General features: G+C 62.5%; 21 protein-coding genes. 9 read left to right on the forward strand and 12 right to left on the reverse strand.

All coding sequences use genetic code 11. The features are described 5' to 3' along the window. The first annotated feature begins 23 nt into the window (after window positions 1-23). Complete coding sequence (speE, locus tag AC5P7A_RS10050) at window positions 24-878, forward strand: polyamine aminopropyltransferase (RefSeq protein ID WP_014648709.1); 855 nt, start codon at window positions 24-26, stop codon at window positions 876-878. Window positions 879-1,002: 124 nt separating this feature from the next. Here speE and AC5P7A_RS10055 read toward each other — a convergent pair whose 3' ends face one another. Next, window positions 1,003-1,908, reverse strand: coding sequence for an aspartyl/asparaginyl beta-hydroxylase domain-containing protein (locus tag AC5P7A_RS10055; RefSeq protein ID WP_185741902.1), 906 nt, complete (start codon window positions 1,906-1,908; stop codon window positions 1,003-1,005). 436 nt (window positions 1,909-2,344) lie between these two features. Between AC5P7A_RS10055 and AC5P7A_RS10060 the strand changes: the two genes are divergently transcribed. Further along, window positions 2,345-3,004, forward strand: coding sequence for an RIO1 family regulatory kinase/ATPase domain-containing protein (locus AC5P7A_RS10060; RefSeq protein WP_495220094.1), 660 nt, complete (start codon window positions 2,345-2,347; stop codon window positions 3,002-3,004). A 125-nt stretch (window positions 3,005-3,129) separates the two neighbouring features. Here AC5P7A_RS10060 and AC5P7A_RS10065 read toward each other — a convergent pair whose 3' ends face one another. After that, complete coding sequence (locus tag AC5P7A_RS10065) at window positions 3,130-3,468, reverse strand: P-II family nitrogen regulator (protein ID WP_005411374.1); 339 nt, start codon at window positions 3,466-3,468, stop codon at window positions 3,130-3,132. Window positions 3,469-3,622: 154 nt separating this feature from the next. Between AC5P7A_RS10065 and ubiK (AC5P7A_RS10070) the strand changes: the two genes are divergently transcribed. Next, a complete protein-coding gene (gene ubiK, locus AC5P7A_RS10070; RefSeq protein WP_049441951.1) occupies window positions 3,623-3,874 on the forward strand; it encodes a ubiquinone biosynthesis accessory factor UbiK in 252 nt (83 codons plus the stop codon). Between the two features lie 40 nt (window positions 3,875-3,914). Here ubiK (AC5P7A_RS10070) and AC5P7A_RS10075 read toward each other — a convergent pair whose 3' ends face one another. After that, window positions 3,915-4,322: a hypothetical protein gene (locus tag AC5P7A_RS10075; RefSeq protein WP_481453027.1), complete on the reverse strand. Its 408-nt coding sequence runs from the start codon at window positions 4,320-4,322 to the stop codon at window positions 3,915-3,917. Window positions 4,323-4,348: 26 nt separating this feature from the next. Then, on the reverse strand, window positions 4,349-4,846 hold the full coding sequence (locus AC5P7A_RS10080) for a hypothetical protein (protein ID WP_495220095.1): 498 nt from the start codon (window positions 4,844-4,846) through the stop codon (window positions 4,349-4,351). A gap of 73 nt (window positions 4,847-4,919) precedes the next feature. On the opposite strand from AC5P7A_RS10080, the gene ubiK (AC5P7A_RS10085) reads away from it, so the two are divergent. Then, the gene (gene ubiK, locus AC5P7A_RS10085; RefSeq protein ID WP_262224443.1) at window positions 4,920-5,171 is read left to right on the forward strand and encodes a ubiquinone biosynthesis accessory factor UbiK; all 252 of its coding nucleotides are present in this window, start codon (window positions 4,920-4,922) and stop codon (window positions 5,169-5,171) included. A gap of 126 nt (window positions 5,172-5,297) precedes the next feature. Beyond that, complete coding sequence (arr, locus tag AC5P7A_RS10090; protein WP_262224444.1) at window positions 5,298-5,732, forward strand: NAD(+)--rifampin ADP-ribosyltransferase; 435 nt, start codon at window positions 5,298-5,300, stop codon at window positions 5,730-5,732. On the opposite strand, the gene AC5P7A_RS10095 is transcribed toward arr, so the two are convergent. From AC5P7A_RS10095 to AC5P7A_RS10105, 3 genes are all read right to left on the reverse strand, one after another. Continuing rightward, window positions 5,725-6,171: a DUF4279 domain-containing protein gene (locus AC5P7A_RS10095; RefSeq protein ID WP_495220096.1), complete on the reverse strand. Its 447-nt coding sequence runs from the start codon at window positions 6,169-6,171 to the stop codon at window positions 5,725-5,727. The two genes, arr and AC5P7A_RS10095, sit on opposite strands and share 8 nt — an antisense overlap. 985 nt (window positions 6,172-7,156) lie before the next feature. Further along, entirely contained in the window at window positions 7,157-7,513 is a 357-nt protein-coding gene (locus tag AC5P7A_RS10100) for a CPCC family cysteine-rich protein (protein ID WP_032958808.1), read from the reverse strand. Window positions 7,514-7,902: 389 nt separating this feature from the next. Next, window positions 7,903-8,505, reverse strand: a complete 603-nt coding sequence (locus AC5P7A_RS10105) for a DUF998 domain-containing protein (protein WP_495220097.1) — start codon at window positions 8,503-8,505, stop codon at window positions 7,903-7,905. A 254-nt stretch (window positions 8,506-8,759) separates the two neighbouring features. Here AC5P7A_RS10105 and AC5P7A_RS10110 point away from each other — a divergent pair, with 254 nt between their 5' ends. The 3 genes from AC5P7A_RS10110 to AC5P7A_RS10120 all read left to right on the forward strand — a co-directional run bounded on the left by AC5P7A_RS10110 (window position 8,760) and on the right by AC5P7A_RS10120 (window position 11,042). Continuing rightward, entirely contained in the window at window positions 8,760-9,620 is an 861-nt protein-coding gene (locus AC5P7A_RS10110; protein ID WP_495220098.1) for an OST-HTH/LOTUS domain-containing protein, read from the forward strand. Window positions 9,621-10,094: 474 nt separating this feature from the next. Then, complete coding sequence (locus AC5P7A_RS10115) at window positions 10,095-10,451, forward strand: hypothetical protein (RefSeq protein ID WP_495220099.1); 357 nt, start codon at window positions 10,095-10,097, stop codon at window positions 10,449-10,451. Window positions 10,452-10,496: 45 nt separating this feature from the next. Continuing rightward, window positions 10,497-11,042: a cold-shock protein gene (locus AC5P7A_RS10120; RefSeq protein ID WP_495220100.1), complete on the forward strand. Its 546-nt coding sequence runs from the start codon at window positions 10,497-10,499 to the stop codon at window positions 11,040-11,042. A gap of 52 nt (window positions 11,043-11,094) precedes the next feature. On the opposite strand, the gene AC5P7A_RS10125 is transcribed toward AC5P7A_RS10120, so the two are convergent. From AC5P7A_RS10125 to AC5P7A_RS10145, 5 genes are all read right to left on the reverse strand, one after another. Next, entirely contained in the window at window positions 11,095-11,652 is a 558-nt protein-coding gene (locus tag AC5P7A_RS10125; RefSeq protein WP_136191752.1) for a hypothetical protein, read from the reverse strand. Window positions 11,653-11,730: 78 nt separating this feature from the next. Next, window positions 11,731-12,138 (reverse strand): hypothetical protein, encoded by a 408-nt coding sequence (locus AC5P7A_RS10130; RefSeq protein ID WP_136191751.1) that lies wholly within the window; start codon window positions 12,136-12,138, stop codon window positions 11,731-11,733. Window positions 12,139-12,164: 26 nt separating this feature from the next. Further along, on the reverse strand, window positions 12,165-12,605 hold the full coding sequence (locus AC5P7A_RS10135; RefSeq protein ID WP_049441965.1) for an Imm44 family immunity protein: 441 nt from the start codon (window positions 12,603-12,605) through the stop codon (window positions 12,165-12,167). Window positions 12,606-12,647: 42 nt separating this feature from the next. After that, the gene (locus tag AC5P7A_RS10140; protein ID WP_346601269.1) at window positions 12,648-12,986 is read right to left on the reverse strand and encodes a hypothetical protein; all 339 of its coding nucleotides are present in this window, start codon (window positions 12,984-12,986) and stop codon (window positions 12,648-12,650) included. 110 nt (window positions 12,987-13,096) lie between these two features. Beyond that, the gene (locus AC5P7A_RS10145) at window positions 13,097-13,495 is read right to left on the reverse strand and encodes an Imm10 family immunity protein (protein ID WP_495220101.1); all 399 of its coding nucleotides are present in this window, start codon (window positions 13,493-13,495) and stop codon (window positions 13,097-13,099) included. Between the two features lie 754 nt (window positions 13,496-14,249). Here AC5P7A_RS10145 and AC5P7A_RS10150 point away from each other — a divergent pair. Beyond that, window positions 14,250-15,755, forward strand: coding sequence for a YifB family Mg chelatase-like AAA ATPase (locus AC5P7A_RS10150; protein WP_445978664.1), 1,506 nt, complete (start codon window positions 14,250-14,252; stop codon window positions 15,753-15,755). Window positions 15,756-15,766 lie beyond the last annotated feature (11 nt).

Genomic DNA, 15,766 nt, shown 5'->3' on the forward strand with positions numbered 1-15,766 from the left:
CCTCCGAACAGGACTGTTTTCCAATGACTGACAGCAACAACTGGTACATCGAACACTTCGAGCGCACCGGCTCGGCCATCGGCTACCGCATCACCGGCAAGCTGGACGAGGTGCAGTCGCCGTTCCAGAAGATCGAGATCTTCCAGACCACCGACTGGGGCAACCTGATGACCATCGACGGGGCCATCATGCTGACCAGCAAGGACAACTTCTTCTACCACGAGATGATCAGCCACCCGGTGCTGTTCACCCACGCTGCGCCCAAGCGCGTGGTGATCATCGGTGGCGGCGACTGCGGCACCCTGCGCGAAGTGCTCAAGCACAGCGGCGTGGAGAGCGTGACCCAGTGCGACATCGACGAGCAGGTCACCGTGATGGCGCGCAAGCACTTTCCGGAACTGTGCGACTCCAACGATGACGCCCGCGCCGAGCTGCTGTTCGACGACGGCGTGGCCTACATGGCCAACTGCCCGGCCGGCAGCGTGGACGTGGTGATCGTCGATTCGACCGACCCGGTCGGCCCCGGCGAAGGCCTGTTCAACAAGGCCTTCTACGAGAGCTGCTTCAAGGCCCTGAAGGACGACGGCATCCTGGTGCAGCAGTCCGAATCGCCGCTGATGCAGCTGGACCTGATCAACGAAATGCGCACCGAGATGGGCAAGGCCGGCTTCGGTTCGTTCAAGACCCTGCCGTTCCCGCAGCCGTGCTACCCCACCGGCTGGTGGAGCGTGACCATGGCGCGCAAGGGCGACAGCAGCTTCGACTTCCGCCAGGCCGACTCGGCCGCCAAGACCTTCAACACCCTGTACTACACCGCCGCGCTGCACACCGGCGTGCTGGTGACCCCGCCGTTCGTGCAGGCGGCACTGAAGGGTTGATCCAAACAAAAACCCGCGCTGGCGACAGCGCGGGTTTTCTGCTTTCTGTAGAGCCGAGCCCACGCTCGGCTGCTCTTCGGACAGGTTGCGGTAAACCCAGCCGAGCATGGGCTCGGCTCTACAGTCAAAGCGCCCAGATGCCCGCAATCACCGCCACCACCAGGCCCCACTTGATCAGCTGGTAGGCCACCACGCTGCGCTCGCGCAGTGCCTTGGCCTTCAGGCGCACCTTGTAGACACTGCCGAACGCCTTGTTGACGCCACCGGTCGGGTCACCCGGCAGGTTCGGCGATGCACCACCGGCCAGCAGCGTGGCCGCCACCGCGCGGTTGAACAGGCCCGGCAGGCCGAAGCGCAGCGGGCGGGCGATGTCGCAGAACAGGATCACCCGGTCCTGCAGCGTCTCGTTGTGCGCATGGTGGATGTAGGTCTCGTCGAACATCATCCACTCGCCGTCGCGCCAGCTCTTCTTGATGCCGTCCACTTCGATGTAGCAGGCATCGTCGTTGGGCGTGCTCAGGCCCAAGTGCAGGCGCAGCGAGCCAGCGAACGGGTCGCGGTGCGGGCGCAGCTCACTGCCCGGTGGCAGCTGCGCGAACATCGCCGCACGCACGTCCGGGATCGACTCGATCAGCGCCGTGGTCTTCGGGCACAGCGTCTTCGCCGACGGGTGCGACGGGCCGTACCACTTCAGGTAGAAGCGCTTCCAGCCACGACGGAAGAACGAATTGAAGCCGGCATCGTTGAACGTGCTGGAGGCAGCGATCTTCTGCGCGTCGCGCAGCGCCAGCGCCTCGTCGCGGATCATCTGCCAGTTCTGGCGCAGCGGCTCCAGCTGCGGGAACTCTTTGCCCGGGTCCAGGAACGGCGTGGTCGGCACCTTCGAGAACATGTACATGACCACGTTGATCGGGGCCATGAAACTGGAGTGGTCCAGCAGCTGGCGCGACCAGCGCGCGCGGACCTTGCCACGGAAGTGGATGTACAGCACGCAGGCCACGAACAGCGCTGCAATGACGATTTTGATGATCAAAGCACTTTCCTCCAGCCGCGGCCGGAACGGGAAACGGGGCGATGCACGGCCAGGCGGCCAGCACCGGTTCGGAACGCGGCAGGGGACGGGGACGTGCCGGAGGGGGGCGGCCGCCGATGTCGCGGGTTAACAGCTTATGGTCGGCAGGGCGCGCGCCGGGGTCAAGCTGGACGTGCGTGGCGTTCAGCGCGCCGCCGATGAATGGGCTGGAAGCGCGCCCAACTCATTGATCCAGCGGGGCAATCCTTATAAGTGAGACGGAATTGTCCGATTCTGCGTGACGAACTGTTCCAGCCACGACCCCGACATTTCTCCGACAAATCGTGGAATAGCGAACTGGCGAGTACTAAAATTAACGAAAACTTAGTAACTCCCTGTAACACCGGTTCGCTTGACGCTTTGCGCCACCCACCGGGTCGTCCGAGACCCCGACATGCATCTTCCTGCTCTTCCCTCCTCCTCCTGCGGCAATGATGCCGCCTCCCCGCTGCTGCTCAAGCGCGGCGAACGTTTCCTGGCCCCCGACGTCTACCGCACCTGCCTGGACGGGCGCGAGGCGGTCATCAAGGACTACTCCCGCTACCGCGGCACTCCCGTTTCGCTGATCGCGCGACTGATGGTGCGCCGCGAGGCCCGCATGCTGCAGCGCCTCGGCGGCTGGAAGCATGCCCCCGCGCTGCTCGGCACCCTCGGTGGCCTGGCACTGGGTATGGAGTTCATCCCGGGCCAGACCCTGAGCACCGCGCAGGCCGTGGGCAATGAAGTGTTCGAGCAGCTGCAGCACGCGCTCAGCCGCCTGCACGCCGCCGGCATCACCCACAACGACCTGCATGGCACCAACGTGGTGGTCAGTGGGGGCGTGCCGGTCCTGCTGGATTTCACCTCCGCCTGGCGCGTACCCCGCTGGCTGCGCCGTGGCCCGCTGAGCCGGCAGATGCGCCGCAGCGACATGAAGAACCTGCTGAAGATCCGCCAGCGCGTGACCGGCCAGGCGCCGAGTGCCGCGCAGGCCGCACTGGTGGCCGACCCGGGCTGGGTCGCCGCCGTGCGCCAGGGCTGGAAGCGGTTCTACAAGTGGGCCAAGCGGCGGTAGGGGGCGAGCTCGCTCGACCGCTTTACCGCTCTTTGTAGAGCCGAGCCCGCGCTCGGCTGCTGTTCCTGCATCGCGCGAAATGCAGCCGAGCATGGGCTCGGCTCTACAACATCCCGCCGAGCGGGTTACAACGCGTCCGCGTCCAACTCGCCGGTACGGATACGCACCACGCTGCCCAGGTCGTACACGAACACCTTGCCGTCACCAATCTTGCCGGTGCCGGCGGCCTTCACGATGGCCTCAACCACCGCCTCCACCTGGTCATCGGTCACCGCCACTTCCAGCTTCACCTTCGGCAGGAAATCGACCACATACTCCGCGCCACGGTACAGCTCGGTGTGGCCCTTCTGGCGACCAAAGCCCTTCACTTCCGTCACCGTGATCCCGGTAACCCCACGCTCGGCCAGCGCTTCGCGCACGTCGTCGAGCTTGAACGGCTTGATCACCGCCATGACCATCTTCATCGTCTATCTCCTGTCTTCCGGCGTGGAGGATAGCGCCTGAACACGGCCCGTGCGAAGCCGCTGCCGCCTGTCCGGGCAGTGGGTGCCGGCAGTATCCTTGTGCCCGAACGGCCTGCCCGCGCCGGATGCACGGGCCCACCCCACGGAGCACCCCATGATCGACCTGAATCAAATCGATGACCTCGCCCGTCGCCTCAGCGACCTGGTGCCGCCGGGCCTGCGCGAATCGCGCGAGGAACTGCAGGCCACCTTCAAGAGCGCGCTGCAGGCCGGCCTGGCCAAGCTCGACCTGGTCACCCGCGAGGAGTTCGAAGTGCAGCGCGCGGTGTTGTTGAAGACCCGCGAAAAGCTGGATGCGCTGGAAACGGCCGTGCGCGAGCTGGAAGGGCGCTCGACATCAGATTGAGTTGACGCCACTTTCGCCAGACAGCGAGGCGAAAAGCAGACTACCGCTCATCGTCAAACGCGAAGTGCCTCACATCCTCGAGATCGAACACGGCACGATCCTGCGTCAGCCGAATCCGCCCGGACACCTGCACGCTGGCAGAGATATTGCACAGCCCAGGACTGTTACGCTCCAGGCATATGCGCTTCTGTTCGGCGTAAAAACGTGCGACCGAACTGGCGGCCCCATGCTTGCCGATATCGAGGATTCGTGCGCCATCGCTGCAGTGGGAGTTGCGCAGAACCTCTTCGTGGCGGTTATCCGTTACATATCGAGCTGACAACACGACCTCGTCCCGATCGTATTCGCCGGGACTCTTAGCGATGGCACACAGCACTTCATCATGAGGATCATCCTTTACGGTTGTCGCCCCCCCACTGGCACATGCAGATAGCAGCAGGCCCAGCATGGGCACTAATGACGCTGATTTCATAATCATTTGTCCTTCTCGGTCTTGGGCTGACGCGCTTCCCAGTTTGCAACAGAACCCTCCACCCCCTTGGCCTGTTCATCCTTGCTGATGTTGATCCCGAGGCCTTTAGCAACAACCGCCTCCGTGCCGTAAGCACTCCGCTCTGTGGCACGAACCTCATCACTGGTGGCCGCGGGGCGTCCACGCTCCGCCGTATCAATATCGTGCTGATCTTCTTGGGCGATCACCTGCGCCCCCGTTTTTGGGCTGTCGACCTTGCTGAGATCGACAGTGACTGTCCCCTTCTGATTGGTATTGGCGAGCGTGACTACCTGTGTTGGAAGCCCATCTGCGGCGTAACTCCAAGTCTGGCTTCCGTTCCCATCGGGGAACGTTAGCGTCGAAATCCTGTTGCGCGCATCGTACGCCCGGTCAATGACCTGTAGCCCTTTTCCTAACAAGCCCCGCCAGCCACTGCCTTTGTGCTCGAAAAGTCCTAGGGAATGGACTGAGGAGGCCATCACAAGGTTTCATGCGTGGTTTAACTCGGCGGGCTGAAGATCGAACCGGCTGTTACCCCACGGCCCCCTCCCCATGATCGACCTAAATCAAATCGATGACCTCGCCCGTCGCCTCAGCGACCTGGTGCCCCCGGGCCTGCGCGAATCGCGAGAGGAACTGCAGGCCACCTTCAGGAGCGCGCTGCAGGCCGGCTTGGCCAAGCTCGACCTGGTCACCCGCGAGGAGTTCGAAGTGCAGCGCGCGGTGTTGTTGAAGACCCGCGAAAAGGTGGACGCGCTGGAAACGGCCGTGCGCGAGCTGGCAGGGCGCGGCGCCGCAGAATGAAAAAAGGAGGCGCACCGCGCCTCCCGTTTACAGATTATTTCCCGGATGGGGCCTTGCAGCAAGGCCCACCGGGCGCCCTAGACTCGCCGGACTGTCGATCCGGCAGCACAGAGAGGGGCAGCAGCGATGGCGCAGGACACCGATTGGACACCCGTTTCGCATGACACCTGCGACCAGGTCGCCGGGCCGTTCTATCACGGCACCCGCGCTGACCTCGCCGTGGGCGAGTTGCTGTGTGCGGGCTTCCGGTCCAACTATCGCGACAATGTGGTGATGAACCACATCTACTTCACCACGATTGCCAAAGGCGCCGGGCTGGCCGCGGAGATGGCTCGCGGTGAAGGGCGGCCGCGCGTGTATGTGGTGGAGCCGACCGGGCCGTTTGAAGACGATCCGAATGTGACCAACAAGAAGTTTCCCGGCAACCCGACGCGATCGTATCGGAGTGCGCAGCCGTTGCGGGTGGTTGGGGAGGTTACGGAGTGGGAAGCCTACGACGCGGAGTTCGTTCGGCAGTTGAAGGCGTTTGTTGCTTCGGGGAGTGGGGAGATCATCAACTGATGGCCTGCTGGCGCTGGGCGTTGCGCACTTCTTCATCGGCTTCATAGATGTCCAGCCCGAGCTCAATGCCGCGCTCACCCAAGGCGAGCAGCGCGCGAGGCGAAAGCGAGACACCACCGTTGCTGCTGCACATGAAAAGGCCACAGAACAGATCAGGCCGGAAGCGTGCCAGAGCCTGCCATACGGCGAGATCGCCGGTGAGTTGATCGAGGATCTCGAAGATCTGAGCGGCCAGATATTCAGGCTCACGACGCTCCGCATCAAGTTGCCAGCTTCCAGTCCTGGCGATACGCACGGTGCCTGATCGGCTGCCTCTGAGTTCCTGGCCCTTGTGATGCGATGCGGTCGGGGTCGCCCCGAGCAAGGCACTGACTTCTTCGGGTAGGAGGTCATCCCCGAAGAATCGGAGGGTTACCAGGGAATGATCGAATGCTGCCATGGGAATCCAGCTGTCCTTTTCGGAACGTATTCCAGGTGCGTAGGCCTCGTTGATGCCAGATTCCGGCCGGAACCGGACGACAGCAGCTTCGGAATAGGCCGAACCGGGGGAATCGGCTTGGGCTCAAACGGAGGGCTGGCCGGTCCCTACTTGAACATGTCCAAAAAGCCCAGCCGTAAAAATCATCAAGCCCCATCCGGAAGGCGGACCTGCGCCGCGCATTCTGCCGCAACGGACGCAACCGATGTGCCCTTCAGTCGTGAAAGTGCCGCAAGCGTACGTCGTTCATACGCCTCCGCGACTCCCGGATCTGGCTCGATGAACGGCGATGTGCAGATGTCCTCGACCTTGAATCCCTGGGTGGTCAATGCCAAGACCCGCTCTGGCGTTTTGGGCAATGCACGGGCTACCGCGTAATTGATGGATAGCGAGGCGCCCGCATCTGAAAACGGCTTTAGCGCAGCCGCAACCTCAAGCCATGCAGGATCGCCTACTCGATGCCAGCGGTGACCTGCCCAAACTCCCGCTCGTGCTGCCACAGGTCCCAAAGCACCTTGCGCCCCCCTTCGTTGGCAACGCGATTGAGCACGGCCTGTGCCGAAGGGCGATCCGCCGCGACTGCAGCTGCGCTGGCAATCGCAAGCACGAGTAGGAGCACTGTCATGTTTCTCATGGGACCTGACTCCCTGATGGATGGACCCTTGGATCCGGTCATACGACCTGCCCACAAAGCACCATGTGGCGTACTTTCCCCTGATACAGCGCGATCCTAGGGTGGCTGGGTTCGGCCATCAAGCCGGCGCATGGCCAGATCCAGGCATAGGATCAGAAGCCCCGCGAAATCCACGTTCAAGACATTTGGGCCATGTCCGCTACGGGTCGCTGGCTGGTCAGTGATCCACAGGAAATACCCTGCGCGAGCCAATGTCCGCTCTCGGCCAGTGGTGGACATTCGCGAACGCCATGAGTTGAGCCGCGAAGTGCTTCAGATCGAAAGAACGCCCAGCATCGACCAGTAAGCCTCCTTCTCGTACGAGACACTCTTGCTGTGCCAGTGATTGCCGCCCCTTAGAGCTTCGTAGTGCCCGATCTCCGTGCTGGACAAAGGGCGCCAGCCAGATCCGCGGCGAAAGCCGCTTGCGACCTCGACGCCAAGGGGGAAACTGGAAAGAGCATTCTGCTGCGCTTGCGCCAGAGACTCGCCGTTGGCTCCGCCGGTGGATGTGGGGTTGGCAAGTTGCACTCCGTCATCCTCCCAGTTGCAGATCGGACATATGGCATGGGACCCGTAGACGTCTTCCAGGGTCAGGAAGCCACACGATGGACAAGGCAGATCGATCATTGAGAACCAAGAACCTCAGGTAGACGAATCACTGGACTGGCAGGTGTCGCGTAGGGCTGAAGGGGACGAACGTCCGCTTCGGATCGAGAGCGGCCTCTAGCATTCCGGGTCGCGTTGTCTGGCGCCGGCACGTTTGCATTCAGCCAAGAGCGGGCATCAATCGCAAGAGCCTTCTCTGGGCGCGGTTGCGCTACTTATAGCAGAAGGCGCGCACGACCTTCCCCCTCTTGCCACCCGTGGTGCCAGCATCAAGGAACAGATGGTTGAAGAGCACCCACGGCTTGAACAGCGAGCACACTGGCATGAATCCCGAGAAGATCACCTTGAGCTGGGGCCGGAGAATCGAGAAGTCCTTGTTCGGCCCTCTATGTTCCTGTCGCGCGCCCCCATCAATGCGCAGCCTGCGCCTTCAGCGCGCTTGAACCCCGCCGCATCAGGTACAGCCCCACGAGGAACGGCCACAGCGAGTTGATCGACGAGAAGAGGCGCTGTGTCAGCCCCCTGAATCCCTCCGGATCCGCCCCCACCACGTTCAACCAGAGATAGACAATCCCCGCGATGCTCACCACAGCGGTCACGGCGTACGCCCTTCGGTTGGCCGACCACGCGCTCAGTTCGATGTGCGACATCGCCGGTGCAACGATGTTGGCGATACCGATGGTGTAGAAGCCGTGCATCGGGTGGCCCATGGGCCAGAGCCCGTTGGTCAGCATGGAGATGCCAAAGATCGCCCAGCAGATTGCGCCTACGGCAATCCGGCGACCGGACTCCCGCCATACCCCGATGGAGAACGCCACGAAGCCCATACCGGAGCCGATAGCCGCGATCCTGCCGCAGATGCTTGCAAGCGTTGGCGCCTGCAGCAGCTCGCTGGCGTGCTGCGCAAGCGGGTTGTAGCCCGGCGCGAACAGGGCGGCAACGCTGGTCCAGAACAGGAACCACGGAAGCGGGACCAGACCCGCACAGAGAAGCAGTCGGCTGCGGTGTGACACGTATAGTGGTCCTTGTTTGGCCTGCGCCAGTGGGTGGAATCCGTTCAAACACCGCAGAACCTTCCTGATCGGGGCAGGGTGGCTCCGGCTGACTACAGAGGTAGTCACCTTCTGCGCGACGCCCTAAGGGGTCAATAGGCAGAAAGTCACTCATGCCCGCAAGCGATGCAGACAACAACCTCATCATTCTGGTCCAGCCTGAGCTTCCACCATCTCTGGCTGTAAAGTCGACGTGTCCCATGCTCAGGTTTGCCATGTCCGCCGTCGACCAGAATGACATTGTCGGTGCACAGCACGAAGTGCAACAGCTTCTTGGCCGTTGCATTCTGCGACTTCAGCAGTGCGAGCAACTGATGAGATCCATGCTCGCCTTTCAGAAGTTGTTCGGTACGCCGGAAACACTCCCAATGGCTTTGGACAAGCGCAAAGCAGAGATCAGCGGCAAGACCATGGGGGTGCTGGTAGGTCACCTGACTGCCGAATGCGTGGTCAAAGAGGGCAGCGAAGCCCCTGACGGCCCATCGGGTTACGACAGCAATTCAAGCTTCGTCGCTCTGCACATGGGGCTAGAGTTTCCAGAGCAATCCCATGCAACGCTGCAAGCCGACCTGCGCGAACTGGTGAACCTCAGGAACGTGCTCGTTCACCACTTCATCGAGCAATACGATATCCAGACTGTCGAAGGATGCCTGAAGGCACAGGCTGCACTCAGCCGTTCCTACGCTCAGATCGACCGCCAGTTTCAACGGCTGCGTGCACTTGCGGCAGATGTTGCGCGGGGAGCGAAAGCCTTTGCGGAGCTGGTTCACTCTCCCCAGTTCCATGAGTTTATGGTCAACGGCATCGCGCCTGATGGGCAGATCCATTGGCCGCTCACAGGTATTGTCAGTGCGCTGAGACAGGCCTTCCGAGAACGGGCGATCGACGGCTGGGTGAGTGTGGACACAGCCGTTCGCTGGGTAGCAGAGCACCACCCGGAACAAACCCCCAAGAAGTACGGCTGTGCCCGATGGCGGCACGTCATTCACGAATCTCGTCAGTTCGAACTGCGCCACTTCGCGCACCACGGCCAGTTCGGGGCTTGGTTCCGCGAGCGGCCAGATTCGACTGGCTAGCCAGGCGCCGCTATTGGTAGTAGCAATACGCTTTCGCCTACCAAGTGCTGTCGCATTTGCCGCTCCCTGCGTCTCTAGCGGAAGGTTCTGACGACTCCGTTCCAGAAGTGCCGCTGCGCCAAGCACGCCAAGGCTCTCGCCGCTTCCGGTGCTATGCGACAATGCCAAAAGCGTCTCGGGTTTTGGCGGCATTGACCCCTACCCGTTGGCATTCCGCACAACAGCAGGTAATCGTTACTGCGCCACCGTGCATCGGTGGTCGGGACTCGAAAACCCGGATTGCTAGACGTAAGTTTGCGCTTGCCAGCCGGCACCACCGCGCGTGGTGCCGGCTGGCAATCCGTCTGCCGGCTATGGCGGGCGGGGCGTGGGGGCCTCGTGCCCGCCGGCTTTGTCTAGCAACCGGTTTTCGAGCCACGCCCTGTCCGCCACCTTTATCGGTGGCGGCTTCTGCCTGCATGCACGGAGCCCGCCATGACCACGCCGCACTCCCCTCCCCCGCGCCCGATCCAGGAAGCGCCGTCACGCGCTCCGAGCCCTGACCCCAACAGCCTCATCGCCATCCTGCACGCCATTGGCGCAGGCGCTGCGGCCGATGGCCAGCCGTGGCCTGAGCGCCATCACCTGCGTGGCCGGCAGATGGCGTTGTCCGACGCCGACTGCGCACTCACCGGCCAGCGCATCGTGCAGGAGATCCTGCTGGCGGCCGAGCGCACGCGCCAGAACGGCGGGCCAGAGCAGTACGTGGGCGACCGGGTGATGGAGGGGCTGGTGATGGCCGATCTGGCGCTGACCGCCTTCATTCACGAGCGGATGCGACCCAAGGACTGAGCGCGCTTATCGCGCGGACCTTTCTGCCTGTGTGTGGGGTGACGAATGAAGAAGCTCGGCCTGGCCGCTGCGGTGATGTGCATCGCGGTGATGTGCATCGCGGTGATCGGCGCGATGTGGGTGGATTGGCCCGAGCCTGCGGGCGATCAGGTGTGGGCCTACCAAAAGCTGCAGCCGGCCGATTACCGCCTGCTGCACAGTGATGCGCGCGGCTTCGTGACCGCGAAGGCCCACGAGGGCTTTGAACTGCACGCGCGCCATGCCGGGGCGACATCCTTCGAGATCCGCTGCAAGGGCGTGCTGGTGATGGACGTGGAGAACGCGCCCTCGCGCGTGCTGATCCGCATGCCTGCCGATGCACGGTGGCGCGCGCCGGACATCGAGCGTCTGCGTATCAGCTTCGAGCGTTGGCTGGATCTGCACCAGAGCCAGGGGCGGTTGCTGGTGGAAAGCGCGGGGCGTTCGTGGGTTGAGGCACGGTTTGGGCGCTTCAATGGGTTGGTGCTGGATGAGCAGCGGTGTCTGCTTGGGGCGCCAGCCGACCGCCAGGCCGCTCCCACCAATTACCTCAGCGCTGAAGTGCCCTCGTAGGCTGACGCTCACGGTTGCGCTGTGCCTGCACCGCATGCGGCACAGCAACTGGTCAGGGGCCAAACCCCAGCGCCATCGCAACCACTTTCCCATCCCGAACGTAGAAGCAAATGCTCGATCCACCTTCCGAGAACCCACAGGTGCGCTCGACATCGAAGCCCCCCAGCGTTGCCTGCTCTGTCTTCCGCTGGCCATATCTGCGTGCTGTGCCGATGGCCTCGGACGCCGGATCACCCATCGCAACGCCTTTCAGCTTCACGCCGCGCAGGCTCTCGGTTCTACCTGCAGTGGGTTGCGCCGCGCTGATCGATGAAACGCGGATCTCATCAATGGTTCGGAACTGCGGAGCCACGTCAGGGTTGGAGGTGATCAGCACCTCCAATCGGGTAGTGGGATCCAGGTATCTACGCCGCATCAGTCCTGTGGCATCCACGACCAGCTCGCCATCACCATAGCGGCGCAGGAAATCCCTCTCGCTGTAGACATGCGGGATGAAACTTCCATCGCGGAAGGCTTTCGATACAAAGTCCACGCGTGGATTCCCTGCGGGGAAGCCTGCTGCTGCAGGCAACATACCCAGCGCAATCAAGATGAGTCTGCGTGTCTTCATGACAACTTCGTCCATCCATCTGAAAGAATGATCACAGAGCATTCTTGACTCGGATAGCCCACTCGTTCCAGAGGCGTATCACCATTCCGGACGATAGCGGTCCTTGTACTCGTCTTGAATCAGTCCTTGGTTCACATAGCGCCCCTGATTGGTCCTCAGCACGTCCCGCGCGAACCTCAAGGCGCCGTCAACCGAATCAAACGTCCACTCGGTACCAAAGGGATGATCAGGATCCACCGCCTCGAACTCGTACACATCGATGAAGCCAGGCGCTCCATTGTCAAATACTTCGCAAAGACGAACCCTCCAGGCGTTCAGATTGGCCTGCTCAATGGAGACAAAGCGAATCACACGCTGATCCAACTCATATCGATCGGAGAGCAGCTGCTCGACATCGCGGCCCGCCGAAAGATTGCCTGTTACATCCAGATCACAAAGATAGCGCTGCAATGGATCCCTCATTCCGTTGAGAAAATTGACCAGCAAGTGAGCATCGGTGACTTCCGGAGCGACTAGGACGCCTCGCCCGAGGCATAGTGCCATGCACCCGACGATTGGCCGTTGTAACGGCTATCGATGTCCTCCAGCCATACCTTCAGATCCATCAGAAACCTTGCATGGTCGAAGTCCTTGAACTTCACCCTGCCCAGTTGCTCCGCCAACTGCTCAAGCAATTCGCGGGAGACATACCGCATTTTCTCCTTCATCGAGAGCGGAACGATGGTCGGCAGGTCAAGCATCACATCGGTATAGAACTCCGCCTTCTTTCGCCGAAACTGCACTCTTCGCTTGAAATCCAGCTCGGGATCTCGACACACGAAAAGCAATGCCACAGAAGCCACTTCGTTCCCGTAGCTCCTGGACTCGAATGTGGCGGAGCGCTCTACGTAATGACTTTTTATCCTGCCAACATGCGACTCCCAGTCGCAGTCCGCCACGAAGTTCAGTTTCATCAGTCCCACGCTCCATGCCAGTGCTGCGCGCGCATCCCCCACCTATTCGAGCAGGTCGTGTAGATCGATGCCAGACGGATTCGCCAGGCGCTTCTCGCGACCCACATGGTGAAGCTCGAAGGTGCCTTTCTCTGAATCGATGACACGGGTGCCATCAAGCACCGCCAGAAACCCGAAGACCGCCGAACGGGCAGCTTCACCGGCAACGGCTCGCAACATGTCGGCTTCTACAGCGGACAAGCTGTTGGACCATTCGGACGGTGCCAACAGGTCTGGGGCCACCCGACGGCCCGGTGGATACGCCAGGTTCGAGATCGTACTACCCACGGATGATTCAAGCACATAGCGCTGGATAGCGGATACAAATTCGTCAGCTTTCATGCCACTCCCCCGGCTTTGAAAATGAGCCGGAACACATTCGCCTGTCCGGACCTGCTGCCTCTTGTCCCCGCTCAGCCCGCCTCTCGCAGGCAGTGCGGCACAGCATGAACTCAATCCGGTCCAGACGAGTTCAGATCAAGCGGAATACCCTCCGCAACACAGATTTTCCGCAACGCGGCCTTCAGCTTGCTGCCGTTTTCCAACGTTTTCAGTGTCACTGCAATCCCACCAGTGATCCCAAGCTTCCTCTGTGCACTTTCGGAGAGAGACAGCTCAAGCTCCATGCGCCGCAGAGAGATATGCACCAGACCGCCATAGCAAGGCTCAAGACCTCCACCGACCTCGATATGGGCGTGCGCCATGCCCAACTCTTCGTCCTGGTCGTCATACGCCTTCGCGTTCTGCAATACCACGTAACGAGACGGATTCGTCGAGCTGTCGGCCAAGCCAACTACGATGCAGTAGTCATCTTCCTCTATGGAAACGACTTCGGCCTTGAATCTGTACATTTCCCGGGTACTCCTGACATGTGGAAAACTCAATGTCTACTCCGCCGCTGTCCTGGTGCCGCTCTCAGCACGCAGGGTCGTATCGTTGTCACCCTTCCAGCCCACCTGGGTGCCACTCGCCCCGCCTGCGAGCCCATCCATACTTTTGTCTGTTCCCCCGCCGCTCGATCATCAAGGGCGGCGCCAACGTCAGGGGCGGTCTGTACTGACGGAAACCGAGCCGTCTTCCAGCAGGTGGACGCTTACATATGCGTCTGGCGGAGGTATCCGATCGATCGACGCCCCTGCGGGGAGAATGTCCCAACTTGTGATCGGGCCGCAGACTGTCCTATGCACCAAACGGCTGCTATCCAACCCTCTCTTGGCAAGCTCGGCCACAACTACTTCAGGCGGCTGGCGGTCGAAGCCCTTGTAGGCTGTGCACGTCTCTCCCGTCTGGCCAATGGGATACGTTGAACTCTCCACCTCATCCCGGCACCCCGGCAGGCCCATGGCGAGCGAGAGGGCCATCATTACTCGAATGCACTGCATTTCAGCTCGTTCCTTTCCTTCACTGCCCTGTAGTACGCCTTGTCTGACGCAAGGCCTGCGAGACCGCCATCGCAGAGCCGCGCTGCACAGATCATTTGCCCTCGATGCGCACGCTGCACCCTTTGCAGGCAGAAATACCCCGAGACGCATTGCCGGCAAACCCCGATAGTCCCACGCAGATTACCTGCCGCATCATCAGGCGTCTTTCTGCAGGAATCCACACATGAGCCTGGCGCTGGTCCACAGCCGTGCCCGCGCCGGGGTCGATGCCCCGCTGGTGCGGGTGGAAGTGCACCTCTCTGGCGGCCTGCCCGCCACCCAGATTGTCGGCCTGGCCGAGACCAGCGTGCGCGAATCCCGCGAGCGCGTGCGTGCCGCGCTGCTCTGTGCACGCTTCGACTTTCCGCAGCGGCGCATCACGCTCAACCTCGCGCCTGCCGACCTGCCCAAGGAAGGTGGGCGCTACGACCTGGCCATCGCGCTGGGCATTCTTGCCGCGAGTGGCCAGGTCGATCCGCAGTCGCTGCTGCAATACGAGTTCCTAGGTGAGCTGGGGCTGACCGGCGAACTGCGGCCGGTGGCCGGAGCGCTGCCTGCTGCGATTGCGGCGGCTGATGCCGGCCGCATCCTGGTGGTGCCGCCCGGCAATGCCGCCGAGGCGGCGCTGGCCGAGCACGCGGATGTGCGCGTGGCGCGCACGCTACTGGAGTGCTGTGCCGGTCTGGGCAATCCGCGCCTGCTGCCGCCCGTGGAGCGCGTGGACACGACACCGTTGCCCCTGCCCGATCTGGCCGACGTGCGGGGGCAGGCGCATGCACGGCGCGCGTTGGAGGTTGCCGCAGCGGGGGGTCATCACCTTCTGCTGATCGGCAGCCCTGGCTGCGGCAAGACGCTCTTGGCTTCGCGCCTGCCCAGCCTGTTGCCGGATACCGAGGAAGCCGAGGCGTTGCAGATGGCCGCGATTGCCTCGGTGAGTGGCGAAGGGCTGGACCCAAGACGATGGCGGCAGCGGCCCTTCCGGGCACCGCACCACAGTGCGAGCGCGGCGGCGCTGGTGGGTGGCGGCAATCCGCCCTGCCCTGGCGAAATCTCGCTGGCCCATCACGGCGTGCTGTTCCTGGATGAGCTTCCGGAGTGGAACCGCAGTGCGTTGGAGACCCTGCGCGAGCCGCTGGAATCCGGCCACATCCGCATCGCCCGCGCGGCACGCAGCGTGCAGTATCCAGCGCGATTCCAGCTGGTGGCGGCGATGAATCCCTGCCCCTGCGGCTGGGCTGGCGACCGCAGCAACCGCTGCCTGTGCAGTGATGAGCGCATCAACCGCTACCGTGCGCGCGTGTCCGGCCCGTTGCTGGACCGTATCGACCTGCATATCAGTGTGGCCCGTATGGACGCAGTGGAGTTGCGGGAGAGCACGCCGCTGGGGGAGCCCAGTGCGGCGGTACGTGCACGGGTGGAAGCCGCCCATGCCAAGCAGCAGGTGCGTGGCGGGCTCAACGCGCATCTGCCGCCGGCGGCACTGCGGGCCTGTACCCGACTGAGCGAGGCAGATCAGGACATGCTGGAACAGGCCATCGAGCGCCTGCAGCTGTCGGCGCGGGCGATGCACCGGATTCTGCGGGTGGCGCGCACGATTGCCGATCTGGCGGGTTGCGAAACGATCCAGACGGCGCATCTGGCCGAGGCCATTGGCTACCGGCAGCTGGACCGGGGGAAGGCGAGCACGTAATCGCAGCGGGC

It is taken from the genome of Stenotrophomonas sp. YJH_SMC_65, from assembly GCF_059369475.1.